The organism is Flavobacterium sp. (genome assembly GCF_024710485.1).
Lineage (GTDB): Bacteria > Bacteroidota > Bacteroidia > Flavobacteriales > Flavobacteriaceae > Flavobacterium.
In genome coordinates, this window is record NZ_JANJUQ010000044.1 from 36,331 (window position 1) to 52,683 (window position 16,353).

Annotated in this window: 9 protein-coding genes; all 9 read left to right on the top strand. The window is 40.0% G+C overall.

The features are described from left to right. Window positions 1–13 precede the first annotated feature (13 nt). The 9 genes from Q0M21_RS11540 (at window position 14) to Q0M21_RS11580 (ending at window position 16,313) form a co-directional block, all read left to right on the top strand. Window positions 14–1,204 carry a cytochrome c oxidase subunit II gene (locus tag Q0M21_RS11540; RefSeq protein WP_295338367.1) on the top strand — a complete coding sequence of 397 codons (1,191 nt, stop codon included), beginning with the start codon at window positions 14–16 and terminating at the stop codon, window positions 1,202–1,204. Between the two features lie 23 nt (window positions 1,205–1,227). Beyond that, window positions 1,228–3,021, top strand: coding sequence for a cbb3-type cytochrome c oxidase subunit I (locus Q0M21_RS11545; RefSeq protein WP_295338370.1), 1,794 nt, complete (start codon window positions 1,228–1,230; stop codon window positions 3,019–3,021). An 80-nt stretch (window positions 3,022–3,101) separates the two neighbouring features. Next, window positions 3,102–4,124 carry a Holliday junction branch migration DNA helicase RuvB gene (gene ruvB / locus Q0M21_RS11550; RefSeq protein WP_295338373.1) on the top strand — a complete coding sequence of 341 codons (1,023 nt, stop codon included), beginning with the start codon at window positions 3,102–3,104 and terminating at the stop codon, window positions 4,122–4,124. A 119-nt stretch (window positions 4,125–4,243) separates the two neighbouring features. Continuing rightward, window positions 4,244–5,167 carry a tRNA epoxyqueuosine(34) reductase QueG gene (gene queG / locus Q0M21_RS11555; protein ID WP_295338376.1) on the top strand — a complete coding sequence of 308 codons (924 nt, stop codon included), beginning with the start codon at window positions 4,244–4,246 and terminating at the stop codon, window positions 5,165–5,167. A gap of 84 nt (window positions 5,168–5,251) precedes the next feature. Then, window positions 5,252–7,543 carry an NADP-dependent malic enzyme gene (locus tag Q0M21_RS11560; protein WP_295338379.1) on the top strand — a complete coding sequence of 764 codons (2,292 nt, stop codon included), beginning with the start codon at window positions 5,252–5,254 and terminating at the stop codon, window positions 7,541–7,543. A gap of 81 nt (window positions 7,544–7,624) precedes the next feature. After that, window positions 7,625–8,206: a Holliday junction branch migration protein RuvA gene (gene ruvA / locus Q0M21_RS11565; protein ID WP_295338383.1), complete on the top strand. Its 582-nt coding sequence runs from the start codon at window positions 7,625–7,627 to the stop codon at window positions 8,204–8,206. Between the two features lie 66 nt (window positions 8,207–8,272). After that, on the top strand, window positions 8,273–15,481 hold the full coding sequence (sprA, locus tag Q0M21_RS11570) for a cell surface protein SprA (protein ID WP_295338454.1): 7,209 nt from the start codon (window positions 8,273–8,275) through the stop codon (window positions 15,479–15,481). Window positions 15,482–15,568: 87 nt separating this feature from the next. Then, window positions 15,569–15,949 carry a glycine cleavage system protein GcvH gene (gcvH, locus tag Q0M21_RS11575; protein ID WP_295338457.1) on the top strand — a complete coding sequence of 127 codons (381 nt, stop codon included), beginning with the start codon at window positions 15,569–15,571 and terminating at the stop codon, window positions 15,947–15,949. Continuing rightward, window positions 15,921–16,313 carry a VanZ family protein gene (locus Q0M21_RS11580; RefSeq protein WP_295338386.1) on the top strand — a complete coding sequence of 131 codons (393 nt, stop codon included), beginning with the start codon at window positions 15,921–15,923 and terminating at the stop codon, window positions 16,311–16,313. Before gcvH ends, Q0M21_RS11580 begins: the two co-directional genes overlap by 29 nt. Window positions 16,314–16,353 lie beyond the last annotated feature (40 nt).

Genomic DNA, 16,353 nt, shown 5'->3' on the forward strand with positions numbered 1-16,353 from the left:
AAGTAAATTACAAATGACAACTTTTTTGATACTTATAGTTGTAGTCTTATTGGCAGTTGCCCTATGGCAGTTAACTAAAATATTCGACTTAACTCAAGTTGGTGGTGGAAATGTTAATGACACTCAAATTGCAGATGATAATGATAACAAAGTAAACGGTTATTTGATGTTTGCCTTTTTAGGTTTCATCTATCTCACTACAATTTTGTGTTTGCTAAACTATAGCGATTTACCGCTAATCGGTGATTCTGCTTCTGAGCATGGTCCGCAAGTTGATAACTTGATGATGATTTCGTTAGTGCTTATCTTCATTGTGCAAACTGTTACTCAAGCTTTATTACACTACTTTGCATTTAAATACAGAGGAAGACAAGGACAAAAAGCTTTATACTTCGCTGATAATAACAAATTAGAGTTTATCTGGAGTATTATTCCTGCAATTGTTCTAGCCGGTTTGATTTTGTACGGATTATATGCTTGGACAAACATTATGTTCATTGATGAGAAAGACGAGCAAGATGCTATCGTAATCGAATTATATGCGCAACAATTTAAATGGGAAGCTCGTTATGCCGGTGCAGATAATGTATTGGGTAAAGCAAACGTTAGATATATTGAAGGTGTAAACAACTTAGGGGTTGATTTGTCTGACCCAAATGCACAAGATGATTTTACATCTGCAGAATTACACATCCCTAAAGGAAAAAGAGTAGTTTTCAAAATGCGTTCTCAAGACGTATTACACTCGGCTTACATGCCGCACTTCAGAGCACAAATGAACTGTGTTCCTGGTATGGTTACTACGTTCTCTTTCATTCCTACCATGACAACGGCTGAGATGAGAGAAAAACCTGCTATGATTACAAAGGTGGCTAACATCAATGCTATTAGAGCCAAGAAAAGTGAGAAGCTAGTGGCTGAAGGTCAAACAGCTTTAGATCCTTACACTTTCGATTATTTATTATTATGTAATAAGATCTGTGGTTCTTCTCACTACAATATGCAAATGAAAATTGTTGTAGATACACCGGAAGAATACGCCGCATGGTTAAAAGAAAATTCTGCTAAAACAATTGTTCAAGCAGTAAAAACAGCAGCTGCTGAAGCCAAAGCTTCTGAAACACCTGCTGCTCCTTCAAAAGATTCATCTTCAACTGCCGGTAAAGACACTACAGTAGTTGCCCAAGCAGAACCAAAACAGTAATTAAATTTAAAAGTTTATAATATATGTCAGCTCACAACCACGATCACGGTCACGACGCACACGAACACCACCATAAAGACACCTTTATTACTAAATATATTTTTAGTATTGATCACAAGATGATATCAAAACAATATTTGATTACAGGTATCATTATGGGGATCATTGGTGTAGGGATGTCAATGCTTTTCAGAATGCAATTGGCTTGGCCTGAAGAATCTTTTAAAATTTTCAGCTTCTTCTTAGGTGAGCGTATGGCTCCGGGAGGTGTTATGAATAATGAAACCTATTTAGCATTGGTAACCATACACGGAACCATTATGGTATTCTTTGTATTGACTGCCGGTCTAAGCGGAACTTTCAGTAACTTATTAATTCCATTGCAAATTGGAGCTAGAGACATGGCTTCAGGATTCCTGAATATGGTTTCCTACTGGTTGTTCTTCCTTTCAAGTGTAGTAATGGTTATTTCCTTGTTTGTTGAATCAGGACCGGCATCAGCAGGTTGGACAATTTATCCTCCGTTGAGTGCTTTGCCTCAAGCTATGTCTGGTTCAGGAGCAGGGATGACATTGTGGTTAGTTTCAATGGCTATCTTTATTGCGTCTTCATTGCTTGGTTCTTTGAACTACATTGTAACTGTAATCAACCTTAGAACTAAAGGGATGTCGATGACAAGAATGCCACTTACCATTTGGGCTTTCTTTATCACTGCTATCATTGGAGTTATTTCTTTCCCTGTATTGTTATCAGCAGCTTTGATGTTAATCATGGACAGAAGCTTCGGTACTTCATTCTTCCTATCTGATATTTATATCGCCGGTGAAGTATTGCATTACCAAGGAGGTTCTCCGGTATTGTTCGAACACTTATTCTGGTTCTTAGGACACCCTGAGGTTTATATCGTATTGTTACCGGCTTTGGGAATTACTTCCGAAATTATTGCTACTAACTCTCGTAAACCAATCTTCGGTTACAGAGCGATGATCATGTCTATCATTGCCATTGCTTTCTTGTCAACTATCGTTTGGGGTCACCATATGTTTATCTCCGGTATGAATCCATTCTTAGGATCTGTATTTACTTTCACCACTTTGTTGATTGCCATACCTTCTGCGGTAAAAGCGTTCAACTACATCACTACTTTGTGGAAAGGTAACTTACAATTAAATCCTGCGATGTTGTTTTCTATCGGTTTGGTGTCCACTTTCATTACAGGTGGTTTAACCGGAATTATTTTAGGAGACAGTACTTTGGACATCAACGTACACGATACTTACTTTGTTGTGGCTCACTTCCACTTAGTAATGGGTATCTCTGCACTTTACGGAATGTTTGCAGGTATCTACCATTGGTTCCCAAGAATGTTTGGTAGAATGCTAAATAAAAACTTAGGTTATGTACACTTCTGGGTTACTGCAGTTTGTGCTTACGGGGTTTTCTTCCCAATGCACTTTATCGGTATGGCCGGATTACCAAGAAGATATTACTCTAACACAAGCTTCCCGTTATTTGACGACTTACAAAACGTAAACGTTATCATTACAACCTTTGCTCTAGTAGGAGGTGCATTCCAATTGGTATTCTTGTGGAACTTCTTCCATAGTATTTTCTACGGTAAGAAATCGGTGCAAAACCCATGGAGATCTAACACTCTTGAGTGGACTGCTCCTGTTGAACACATCCACGGTAACTGGCCGGGTGAAATTCCTGAAGTACACAGATGGCCTTATGACTACAGTAAACCGGGTCACGATGATGATTTTGTTCCTCAAAACGTACCAATGAAACCGGGTGAAGAAGTATTACATCACTAATTCATTGACAAAATATAAAAAAGCCTTTCCTAACCGAAAGGCTTTTTTATTGGCAACCAACTTTGTTATATATTTGTGAGATGAATGAAAATTTAGATCCAACCAACCAACGCTTCAACCCCGAAGAGCTCGACCTCGAGAAAAAATTGAGACCACTCAATTTTGATGATTTTACCGGTCAAGATCAGGTTTTGGAGAATTTGAAAATCTTTGTAGAAGCCGCTAATTTGCGTCAAGAGGCTCTCGACCATACTTTGTTTCACGGACCTCCTGGTTTAGGGAAAACCACTTTGGCTAATATTTTGGCTAACGAGTTAGGTGTTGGCATCAAGATTACTTCGGGACCCGTTTTGGACAAGCCTGGTGATTTAGCCGGTTTGTTGACTAATTTGGACGAAAGAGATGTTTTGTTCATAGACGAAATTCATCGTTTGAGTCCGGTAGTGGAAGAATACTTGTATTCCGCAATGGAGGATTTCAAAATCGATATCATGATTGAATCCGGACCCAATGCCAGAAGTGTCCAAATCAATCTTAATCCTTTTACTCTGGTTGGTGCCACAACCCGTTCGGGTCTTTTAACCGCCCCGATGCGCGCTCGTTTCGGTATCCAAAGTCGTTTACAATATTACAATACAGAATTGTTAACTACCATAGTTCAGCGTAGTTCAAGTATACTTAAAATGCCTATAACTATGGAAGCCGCTATCGAAATTGCAGGGCGTAGCCGAGGAACACCTCGTATTGCGAATGCTTTACTCAGACGAGTACGTGATTTTGCCCAAATTAAAGGCAATGGTAAAATCGATGTTGAAATTGCCCGTTTTTCACTAAAAGCACTTAATGTAGACGCCCACGGTTTAGACGAAATGGACAATAAAATACTCACCACTATCATCGAAAAATTCAAAGGTGGTCCGGTCGGATTATCTACCTTAGCCACAGCCGTTTCCGAAAGCGGTGAAACAATTGAAGAAGTATACGAACCTTTTTTAATCCAAGAAGGTTTTATCGTCAGAACACCGCGTGGTCGAGAAGTCACAGAGAAAGCCTATAAGCACCTGGGTAAGATCAACCCAAATATTCAAGGTGGATTATTTTAGGGCATTTCCCTTCGGGCAGTCGGCTTTCGCCTCGTGTCCCTACGGGTCGGGTTTTCCGCACTCGCTTTTTTTGCTGCACAAAAAAGAGCTCAAACAATCGCTCCAACCCCTAATGCACCATGAACTCAAGTAAAGAGAAATATACCCAATTCATCAAAGCCGAAGCCAAGCGCCTCGGTTTTATGGCTTGCGGTATTTCCAAAGCTGAGTTTTTAGAAGAGGAAGCTCCGCGATTAGAACGTTGGCTAAAACAAAACTATCACGGACAAATGGGTTATATGGAAGAGTATTTTGACAAGCGCTTGGATCCAACCTTATTAGTTCCCGATTCTAAAAGTGTCATCTCTTTATTGGTCAACTATTATCCTTCCGAGTTTCAAAATGCGGATACCTATAAAATTTCAAAATATGCTTACGGTAAAGATTACCATAACGTCATCAAGAAAAAAGTTGTTAAGATTTTAAAATCTATCAAAAGAGAAATTGGCGATTTCTCGGGTAGGGCTTTTGTCGATATGGCACCCATCATGGACAAAGCTTGGGCCGCTAAAAGTGGATTGGGATGGATTGGGAAAAACAGCAATTTGATCACCCAAAAAGTAGGTTCATTCTATTTCATAGCCCAGTTGGTCATCGATTTAGAACTGGAGTATGACAATCCCACAACAGATCACTGCGGTACTTGTACGGCATGTATCGACGCTTGTCCAACACAAGCTATAGTGTCACCCTATATAGTAGACGGTAGCAAGTGTATTTCCTATTATACCATCGAACTTAAAGAAAATATTCCCTCTGAAGTGAAAGGTAAATTCGACGATTGGATGTTCGGTTGCGATGTTTGCCAAGATGTTTGCCCGTGGAATAAATTTTCAAAACCACACCAAGAACCGGCTTTTAAAGCTTATCCTGAACTGTTGTCTTATTCCAAAAAAGACTGGGAAGAAATCACCGAGGAAACTTTTGCTAAAGTTTTCCCCAATTCACCACTCAAACGAGCCCAATGGGAAGGAATCAAGAAAAATATTAACTTTTTAAAGTAAAATTGGTAGTAAAAGAAACGGCTAAAAGTTTCCATATTTCGCTCAGTCTTCTACCTTTGTAAGTCATAATAAAACTACTCTCAAATGAACAAATATAGTAAGCGCAGAGAAGCCCTTTTATACCACGCAAAACCTGCACCCGGTAAAATTCAAGTGGTGCCGACCAAAAAATACGCTACCCAAAGAGACTTGTCATTAGCCTATTCTCCGGGTGTGGCAGAGCCTTGTTTAGAGATTGCTAAAGACGTTAATAACGTTTATAAATACACTGCTAAAGGAAATTTAGTAGCGGTTATCAGTAACGGAACGGCTGTTTTAGGATTAGGAGATATCGGTCCGGAAGCTTCCAAACCGGTAATGGAAGGGAAAGCTTTATTGTTTAAAATCTTCGCAGGAATTGATGTATTCGATATTGAAATAGATACGAAAGATGTCGATAAGTTCATAGAAACAGTAAAAAATATTGCGCCGACTTTCGGTGGAATCAACCTGGAAGATATTAAAGCACCGGAATCTTTTGAAATCGAAAGGCGTTTGGTGGAAGAGTTGAATATTCCGGTAATGCATGATGACCAACACGGAACTGCTATCATCTCCTCGGCGGCTCTATTGAATGCTTTAGAATTGGCGAAAAAGAATATAGCCGATGTAAAAGTTGTCGTATCCGGAGCCGGTTCTGCTGCTTTGGCTTGTGCCAATTTATATATTTTGTTAGGCATCAAACCTGAAAATATTGTGATGTTTGATAGTCGTGGAATACTTTCTCCGGAGAGAACTACGCTGTCTGAATTGCAAAAAAAATACGCAAATGGTAAAGAAGGAACAACCTTGGAAGAGGCTTTAGTAGGTGCCGATATTTTCTTAGGACTTTCTGCGGGTAATATTTTAACCCCTGAAATGTTGTTGGGCATGGCTAAAAATCCAATCGTATTTGCCATGGCGAATCCTTTACCGGAAATTGATTATAATTTGGCAATCGCTACCCGAAAAGATATTATTATGGCAACCGGACGTTCAGATCATCCTAATCAGGTGAACAATGTTTTAGGATTCCCCTATATTTTCCGTGGTGCGCTAGATGTCAGAGCTACCAAAATCAACGAAGAAATGAAAATGGCTGCGGTGCGTGCCTTGGCGGAATTGGCCAAAGAACCGGTGCCGGAACAAGTAAACATTGCTTACGGAGAAACCCGATTGAACTTCGGGAGAGACTATATTATTCCAAAACCATTTGATCCGAGATTAATCACTAAAGTAGCCCCGGCAGTAGCCAAAGCCGCTATGGACTCGGGTGTAGCCTTACATCCGATAACCGATTGGGAAAAATACGAAGAGGAATTGTTAGAACGATTAGGTTCTGATAATAAAATGGTTCGCTTATTAACCAATCGTGCTAAAACAGAGCCGAAACGTGTGGTTTTTGCCGAAGCTGATCATCTGGATGTGTTGAAAGCGGCCCAAATTGCTTACGAAGAAGGTATCGCACATCCGATTTTGTTAGGGAACAAAGAGTTGATTTTAGAGTTAAAAGAAGAGCTTGGATTTGATGCTGATGTGCCGATTTTTGACCCGAAAACCAAAGAAGAAGACGAGCGTCGAATGAAATATGCCGATATTTATTGGAAGTCGAGACAGCGCCGTGGTATTTCTTTGTTGGACGCCCAAAAATGGATGCGTGAGCGCAATTATTTTGCGGCTATGATGGTCAATGAAGGCGATGCAGATGCTATGGTTTCAGGGTATTCCAGAAGTTATCCGACTACTGTAAAACCTTTGATGCAATTGATTGGAAAAGCGCCCGGAATTTCCCTCATTGCTACCACCAATATGATGATGACCAACCGCGGACCGATGTTTTTATCCGATACGGCCATCAATCCGAATCCAACTGCCGATGAGTTGGCCAAGATTGCCTTGATGACCGCTAAAACAGTGAGAATGTTTGGAATGGAGCCGGTTATTGCAATGGTTTCGTTTTCAAATTTTGGTTCTTCTTCTCATGAAAGCGCTACCAAAGTGAGACAAGCCGTAGCTTACTTACACGAATATTATCCGGATTTAATTGTTGATGGTGAAATCCAAACCGATTTTGCCTTAAATCCAGAAATGCTTAAAAATAAATTCCCTTTCTCAAAATTAGCCGGTAAAAAAGTGAACACCTTGGTTTTCCCTAATTTGGAAGCAGCCAATATCAACTACAAGTTGTTAAAAGAACTTTACAAAGTTGATTCTATCGGTCCAATCATGTTGGGTATGAGTAAAGCAGTACATATTTTCCAATTAGGAGCGAGTGTGGAAGAGATGGTGAATATGGTTGCGGTAGCTGTAGTTGATGCCCAAGAAAAGGACAAAAGAAAGAAAGTGTCTGAAAAATAGTTTTGTAATATTGTTCAGATATTGTAAAGTGATGATGTCAGTTGAAGAATTTTGCTATATTTGGATTAGATTAAGGTTAAAATGATTGCACATATTCAAGGAAAATTAGTTGAAAAAACACCGACTGATGTGGTGATAGACTGCAATGGAGTAGGCTATCATATCAATATTTCATTGCATACGTTTTCATTGCTTCCGCAATCGGATTATATCAAATTGTATACTTATCTTCAAATTAAGGAAGATGCCCATTCTTTATACGGATTTGTAGAAAAATCGGAGAGAGAACTCTTTAAATTGCTTTTGTCTGTATCAGGAATTGGTGCTGGAATTGCGCGTACCATGTTGTCTTCCTTGGATCCTAAACAAATAATTCAGGCTATAGCCGGAGGTGATGTGGGAACCATCCAATCTATCAAAGGGATTGGCAATAAAACCGCTCAAAGAGTGATATTGGATTTAAGAGATAAGGTGCTAAAAATATACGACTTAGATGAAATTTCTGTGGCACAACACAATATTAACCGAGAAGAATCGTTATCTGCTTTGGAGGTGTTGGGTTATGTTAGAAAAAATGCCGAAAAAGTGGTCGATAAAATCCTAAAAGATAATCCTGAGGCATCAGTGGAAACCATCATCAAACAAGCATTAAAAAATTTATAATTCTTGAAAACAACATACGCATTTAATCACTTTTTTACTTTGAGAAATTTTCTTTTCGGAATCCTATTGTTGACAGGATTTTCCGCTTTTTCTCAAGTTAATCCAGCCCCACAAGACAGCACAGGTTACAATACCGGTAGGGTGCAGATTAAAAATCCAAAAAGTATAGTAAATGCTTATACTTACGACCCAATAACCAACAGATACATTTACACCAGTACTTTTGAAGGGTTTAACATCAATTATCCGATTATTCTAACGCCTAAAGAATACGAAGAATTGGTGATGCGCGAAGCCATGCGCGATTACTTCAAGAAAAAATCTGATGCTATAGACGGGAAAAAAGACGGAAGCGAAGCCGCTAAAAAAGACTTACTCCCGAGATACTACGTGAATTCAGGTTTCTTTGAAACCATTTTCGGTTCCAATACCATCGATGTAAAACCTACGGGTTCTGTCGAAATGGATTTAGGGGTTCGATATACCAAACAAGACAATCCGGCTTTTTCTCCTCGAAACAGAGCACAAACCACATTCGATTTCGACCAAAGAATCAGCATGAGTTTAATGGGGAAAGTAGGAACGCGTTTGAATGTGAATGCTAATTACGACACCGAATCTACTTTTGCTTTTCAAAACTTAATCAAGTTAGAATATACGCCAACAGAGGACGACATTATTCAAAAAATTGAAGTAGGTAACGTGAGCATGCCTTTGACTAATTCTCTCATTCGAGGAGCGCAAAGTTTGTTCGGGGTGAAAGCCCAATTGCAATTTGGTAAGACCAGTGTGACAGGGGTGTTTTCGGAACAAAAATCGCAAACCAGATCGGTAACTGCTCAAGGCGGCGGAACCATTCAGGATTTCGAAATTTTTGGATTGGATTACGACTCTGACCGACACTTTTTCTTATCGCAATACTTCAGAAACAAATACGACGACGCACTTAAGAATTATCCGTTCATTAATAGTCGTGTACAAATTACCCGTATTGAGGTTTGGGTAACCAATCGCCAAAATCGTGTAAGCCAAACCAATAACAACTTAAGAAATATCATTGCCTTGCAGGATTTGGGAGAGGCCCGATTGTCCGGATTAACAGACAGTCAAATTGTAGCTTTGAATCCGACAGATATTAATAACAACTTCTTCACTACGCCGCCTGACCCTACGGTGGATTCTCCTTCAGACAATAGCAACAATAAGTATGATCCGGATTTAATTAACACCGGAGGCGGGTTGTTGAACGGTAACATCAGAGATATAGTGACTTCAAGCGCCGGCTTTAATAACATAGTGCCGGTTGATGAAGGTACCGATTATTCTAAACTAGAAAACGCCCGAAAATTAGCGCCAAACGAGTATACTTACCATCCTCAATTGGGTTATATTTCCCTGCAACAGCGTTTGGCTAACGATGAAGTTTTAGCCGTGGCTTATCAATATACTGTAGGAGATCAGGTGTATCAAGTAGGGGAGTTTGGAACTGACGGAGTTGATGCTACTGTATTCGACGGAACCGATGCCGCTAACCCTACGGTTTCTTCTCAAAGTTTGATTTTGAAAATGCTGAAAAGTAATTTGACCAATGTTCAAAAACCTATTTGGAATTTGATGATGAAAAACATCTACCAAATTCCGGGCGCTTTTCAATTGCAACAAGAAGATTTCAGATTAAATATTTTATACACTGATCCGTCACCAATTAATTACATCAGTCCGGTAAACGGGGTGCCTTTCCCGGCTACAACCGATCCGGAGATGGTGGTTTCGGAAACGCCGCTGATTAAAGTGTTTAATGTTGACCGATTGAACTTTAACAACGATCCGCAGGCCGGAGGAGATGGTTTCTTCGATTTTATGCCGGGAATGACCGTAGACCAACAAAATGGTAGAATTATATTCACCACAGTAGAACCTTTCGGGAAATTGATTTTCGATAAATTAAAATTGGGCGCCGAAGATTACTACGATGTCAATTCTTATAACGGTAACCAACAAAAATATGTTTTCCGAAGCATGTACGCCAGCACACAAGCCGGAGCTTTACAAGATGCGGATAAAAATAAATTCCAATTAAAGGGGCGATTCAAATCGGCCGGTGGTGACGGTATTCCTATTGGTGCTTACAATGTACCGCGAGGTTCAGTTGTGGTAACTGCCGGAGGTAGAGTATTGCAAGAAGGTGTGGATTACAGTGTGAATTACCAAGCAGGAAGAGTGCAGATTTTAGATCCTTCACTGCAAGCGTCTAATACGCCAATTCAAGTTTCGGTAGAAAACAATGCCACCTTCGGACAACAAACCCGAAGATTTATGGGATTCAATGTAGAGCACAAGTTTTCCGATAAATTCATGGTGGGCGGTACTTTTATCAAAATGACGGAAAGACCGTTCACTCAAAAATCCAATTATGGTCAGGAATCGGTTAACAACACTATTTTCGGATTTAATGCCAATTATTCAACCGAAGTTCCGTTTTTAACCCGATTGGCCAATAAGTTACCCAATATTGATACCGATGTGCCTTCTAACGTATCCTTCAGAGGAGAAGTAGCTTTCTTGAAACCGGATACCCCAAATGCCGACCAGTTCCGTGGCGAGCCAACAGTTTATGTCGATGATTTCGAAGGTTCTCAAACCACTATCGACATGCGTTCTCCATTGTCTTGGAGTTTGTCCAGTGTCCCTAAGTGGCAAGCCGGCGTAGATTACAGCGATTTTGGTTCTGCCCTAGTCGGTTTGGATTATGGTTACAAAAGAGCCAAATTAAACTGGTATACGATTGACCCGACTATTTATGTGCAAACCCCTAATGAAATTGGACAAGACGGAATTTCATTGAACAGTACCAGAAGGGTTTTTAACCGCGAGTTGTTCCCTGACTTAGAGTTACAAGTAGGGCAGCAAACCGTTATCAATACCTTGGATTTAACATATTATCCGAGAGAACGTGGTCCGTATAATTATAATCCTGAAGCATTGAACCCTTCCGGATTTAGCGCGCCGCAAGAAAATTTTGGTGGAATTACCAGAGCCATCAACTCAACCAATTTCGAACAAAGTAACGTAGAGTACATCCAATTTTGGGTAATGGATCCATATTACGATCCGGCTAATCCAACCGTTTTACCAAGTCCATCCAATGTGGGAAGCTTGTATTTCAATTTAGGAGAAATCTCAGAAGATATACTGAAAGACGAACGTAAACAATACGAAAACGGATTGCCGGCCAGTAACAGTACATCATTGGTTAGTCCTACCGTTTGGGGTAGAGTACCTTCTTCCCAATCGTTGATTTATGCTTTTGATGTTGATGGCGGCAACCGTTCTTCACAAGACGTTGGTTTAGATGGTGTTGATGATGATGGAGAAAGAAGTTTACCGAACATTGGTGCTTTTGCCACTTTGGATGACCCGGCGGCGGATAACTACCAATACTTTTTAAGTGCGCCCGGCTCTACTGTTTTTGAACGCTATAAAAATTACAACGGATTACAGGGCAATTCTCCTGTAGCCGTGTCTGATACCAATCGTGGTTCAACGACTTTGCCGGATGTAGAAGACATCAATCGTGACAACACCATGAACACGGTAAATGCATACTACGAATACAAAATCAACATTCAGCCAAACATGCAGGTTGGGCAAAACTTCATTACCGATGTAAGAGAAACAAACATCGATTTACCTAATGGAGTGACAACCTCTGCTCGCTGGTACCAATTTAAAATTCCGGTAACTCAGCCAACTACAACAGTTGGTAGTATTTCCGATTTCCGTTCTATTCGTTTTATGAGAATGTTCATGACCGGATTTACCGATCCAATTACGCTTCGTTTCGGAGCCTTAGATTTGGTTCGTGGTGAATGGAGACGTTACGACCAATCTTTCCAACCTACCGACAGTGATCCGAATGACGACAATACCAATTTTGACGTATTGGCAGTGAACCTCCAGGAAAATGCGTCTCGCTTACCTATTCCTTACGTATTGCCTCCGGGTGTTATTCGCGAGGAAGTAGGGAACGGAAACCAAGTGATTAGCCAAAATGAGCAATCTTTATCTTTGAGAGCATCAGGTAACGGTTTGGAAGTTGGCGACTCAAGAGCGGTATTCAAAAACGTGAATGTTGACATGCGTCAATTCAACAAATTGAAAATGTTTTTACATGCCGAGGCTTTACCGGCGCCAACCGATCCAACCCCACTGTTAGACGACCAAATGACTGCATTCATTCGTTTTGGAAACGATTTCACCAATAACTTCTATCAAGTTGAAATTCCGTTAAAAGTTACACCTGAAGGGTCAACACGTCCGGAAGAAATTTGGCCGGAAGAAAATGAATTAAGCGTTGCCATGTCTTTGTTAACCCGAATGAAAGTCTTGGCGATGAGCATCGATCCGTCCACTTTACCAATAGAAGGGATTTATTATCCGGATGACGACGGTTCATTACCTGATGGAGACGGAGATGTGAAATTGCGTTTGGGAATTAAAGGGAATCCTAACTTCGGTTTGGTCAGAACCTTAATGGTAGGAATCAAAAACAACCACACTGATAGAATTCGCGGCGAAGTTTGGTTCAATGAGTTGCGCATAGCCGATATGAACAACAAAGGCGGTATGGCCGCTGTGGTAAACATGGATGCTAACATGGCCGATTTTGCTACGGTTTCCGCTACCGGTAGAATGAGTACCATTGGTTTTGGGGCTTTAGAGCAAGGGCCAAACGAGAGAAGCCGAGAAGATGTACAACAATATAATTTGGTAACCAATTTTAGTTTAGGTAAACTTTTGCCTAAAAAATGGGGCATTAATTTGCCGTTCAATTATGCCGTTGGAGAAGAAACTATTACGCCAGAATACGATCCTTACAATCAAGATATTCGCTTACAACAATTATTAGCCAATACTTCAGACGCTGCGGAAAGAGACAATATCGAAAACCGAGCGATAGATTATACCAAGCGTACCAGTATCAATTTCATCGGAGTAAAAAAAGAACGCGCCCCGGAACAAAAGCAACGCATTTACGATCCGGAAAACTTAACGCTTTCTTATTCGTACAATGAAGTGCTAAAACACAATTATGAAATTGAAAACTTCATCGACCAACAAGTGACTGCTACAGTAGATTATACTTATGCATTTAAACCTAAATCAGTAGAGCCTTTCAAGAAAAGTCAGTTTTTAAAGAAAAGTAGCTATTGGAAGTTGTTAAGTGATTTTAATTTCAATTTCTTACCGGCAAATATTTCTTTCAGCAGTAATATTATTCGTCAGTACAACCGCCAACAGTTCCGCCAAGTAGATGTAGACGGAATTCCGTTAGATGCTTTGTACCGCAGAAATTACATGTTCAATTACCAGTACGGTTTCAACTACAATATCACCAAATCGCTTAAAGTAAATTATACTGCAGCATCAAACAATATTGTGCGTTCTTACTTAAACGAAGATAACGTGCCGGACAACAGTTATACCGTTTGGACCGACTTTTGGAATATCGGTACGCCTAACTTACACAACCAACAAATTGTGGTCAACTACGAGTTGCCGATAAATAAAATTCCATTGCTGTCTTTTGTAAAATCTACTTACTCTTATACCGGAAATTACAGTTGGCAACGTGCCTCATTGGCCTTAGCAGAAGTGGACGGGTACAACTTAGGAAACACCATTCAAAACGCCGGTTCTCACCGATTGAACACTGCGTTTAATATGGAATCTTTCTACAAATATATTGGTTTAGGAAAGAAACCGGCGGCTCCGGCAGCAAGACCTGCAGCACTACCAAAGCCGGGAGAAAAAATAACCAATACCAAAGCCCAAACAGCAGCTAGTTCAAATGTTTTCTTAGACGGCTTGAAAGGTGTTTTGACCAGCGTGAAGAATGTACAAATTAACTACACTCAAAATGAAGGAACTTTGTTGCCGGGGTTCTTGCCTAGCCTTGGATTCTTTGGTTCTTCAAAACCAACTTTAGGCTTTGTTTTCGGGATGCAGGATGATGTTCGTTACGAAGCAGCTAAAAGAGGTTGGTTGACCACTTACCCTGATTTTAACCAAAGTTACACCCAAGCCATTACCAAAACTTTGGAAATGACGGCTAATGTGGATTTATTCCCTGATTTTAAAATTGATTTAACTGCTAACAGAGCTTACACCGAAAACTATTCAGAACAATATGATGTGGATGAAACTACCGGAATGTACAATCCGCGTTCTCCTTATAGTTTTGGAAATTTCTCTATATCTACGGTAATGTTGGCCACCTCATTTGGTAAAAGTGATGAGAACGGTTCCGCCGCTTTTGATGATTTCAGAAACAATAGAGCGATTATTGCCGACCGTTTGGCCACTCAATTCTACGGAACTACGGATTTCCCAAGATACGGCGATAATAATAATCCAATTCCGACTGATGTCAACGATCCGAGGTATAATTTCTATACGGCAAACCAAGGTTTCCCGATTGGTTTTGGTAGAAATAACCAAGCAGTTTTGATACCGGCTTTCCTAGCGGCTTATACCGGTGCTTCTGCCGATGCAGTTTCATTGGGGACTTTCCGCAGTTTCCCTATTCCTAACTGGAATATGAAGTATAATGGATTGATGCGTTACAAATTCTTCAAAGACCGATTCAAGCGTTTCTCTATCCAGCACGCTTATCGCGCTTCTTATACCATCAACTCGTTCCGTTCTAACTTTGATTACGATCAAAACCCGGGGTCACAAGACAATGGTGGATTTGGGAACTTCTTTAACAAAACTATTGTAGCGAATATCAACTTGGTGGAACAATTCAATCCGTTGGTGAGAGTAGATTTCGAGATGAAAAATTCCTTCAAGATTTTGGCCGAAATGAAGAAAGACCGAAGCTTATCGATGAGTTTCGACAACAACTTGTTAACCGAAGTGCAAGGTCATGAATACATCATCGGGTTGGGTTACCGATTCAAAGATGTGATTTTTTCTTCTCAGTTGGCCGATAATCCAACCGGTATTATCAAGAGCGACATCAATGTAAAAATCGATTTCTCTTATAGAAATAACAAAACCATAGTGCGTTATCTAGATTACGATAATAACCAATTGGGTGGTGGTCAAAACATTTGGTCGGCCAAAGTAACAGCAGATTACTCTTTCAGTAAAAACTTAACGGCTATTTTCTTCTACGATCATTCGTTCTCTAAGCCGGTAATTTCCACATCGTTCCCAATGACAAATATCAGAACCGGATTTACGATGCGTTATAATTTCGGAAATTAAGAAAGTTTTAAACCAAAGATTTTAATAATCTGTCGAGAAATCATACTTTTGAAGAAATTTTAAAACAACAACTAAACAAGCTGAATGATGAACATACCAAGCAACTTAAAGTATACAAAAGACCACGAATGGGTTTCAATTGACGGCGATGTAGCCACTGTAGGCATCACAGATTTCGCCCAAAAAGAATTAGGAGATATCGTTTACGTGGAAGTGGAAACATTAGACCAAACTTTAAATAAAGACGAAGTTTTCGGAACAGTTGAAGCTGTAAAAACAGTTTCTGATTTGTTTTTGCCATTATCTGGTGAAATTTTAGAATTCAACGAGGATTTAGAGGTAAACCCGGAGAATGTTAACTCAGATCCTTATGGTAAAGGTTGGATGATTAAAGTGAAAATTGCCAATACTGCTGAGATAGAGGAATTACTGGATAGCGATGGGTACAAACAACTCATTGGTGCTTAAAAATACAACACTAAGTCTGGCCATCGGCTGGACTTTTTTAGTTTTAGTCCTTTGCTTGGTCAAGTTCAACGATTTGCCGGCCATCAAAGTTTCCGGTGCTGATAAGTATGTGCATTTTATATTTCATTTTACTTTCACACTGCTCTGGGGTTTTTACAGTCGATTGCGACTGGGGAAAGTGGCTTGGAAAAGTTTAGCTTGGATTGTCTTAATCTCTTTGGGCTACGGAATTCTAATTGAATTTTTACAAGAAACCTTGACCCAAACTCGTAAAGCGGATGTAAAGGATGTGTTGGCCAATTTTGCGGGAGCATTTACTGCTTTCTTGGGCTTGGTTGTTTTCAAACCAAGACCAAGCAGTTGAAACGGATTCCTATTTGGATAACGATACAGCCGTTTTCTTT

Excerpts from the sequence above, each read along its gene's own strand:
- Q0M21_RS11540 (WP_295338367.1), top strand. The coding sequence starts at position 14 with ATGACAACTTTTTTGATACTTATAGTTGTAGTCTTATTGGCAGTTGCC.
- Q0M21_RS11545 (WP_295338370.1), top strand. The coding sequence starts at position 1,228 with ATGTCAGCTCACAACCACGATCACGGTCACGACGCACACGAACACCAC.
- ruvB (WP_295338373.1), top strand. The coding sequence starts at position 3,102 with ATGAATGAAAATTTAGATCCAACCAACCAACGCTTCAACCCCGAAGAG.
- queG (WP_295338376.1), top strand. The coding sequence starts at position 4,244 with ATGAACTCAAGTAAAGAGAAATATACCCAATTCATCAAAGCCGAAGCC.
- Q0M21_RS11560 (WP_295338379.1), top strand. The coding sequence starts at position 5,252 with ATGAACAAATATAGTAAGCGCAGAGAAGCCCTTTTATACCACGCAAAA.
- ruvA (WP_295338383.1), top strand. The coding sequence starts at position 7,625 with ATGATTGCACATATTCAAGGAAAATTAGTTGAAAAAACACCGACTGAT.
- gcvH (WP_295338457.1), top strand. The coding sequence starts at position 15,569 with ATGAACATACCAAGCAACTTAAAGTATACAAAAGACCACGAATGGGTT.
- Q0M21_RS11580 (WP_295338386.1), top strand. The coding sequence starts at position 15,921 with ATGGGTACAAACAACTCATTGGTGCTTAAAAATACAACACTAAGTCTG.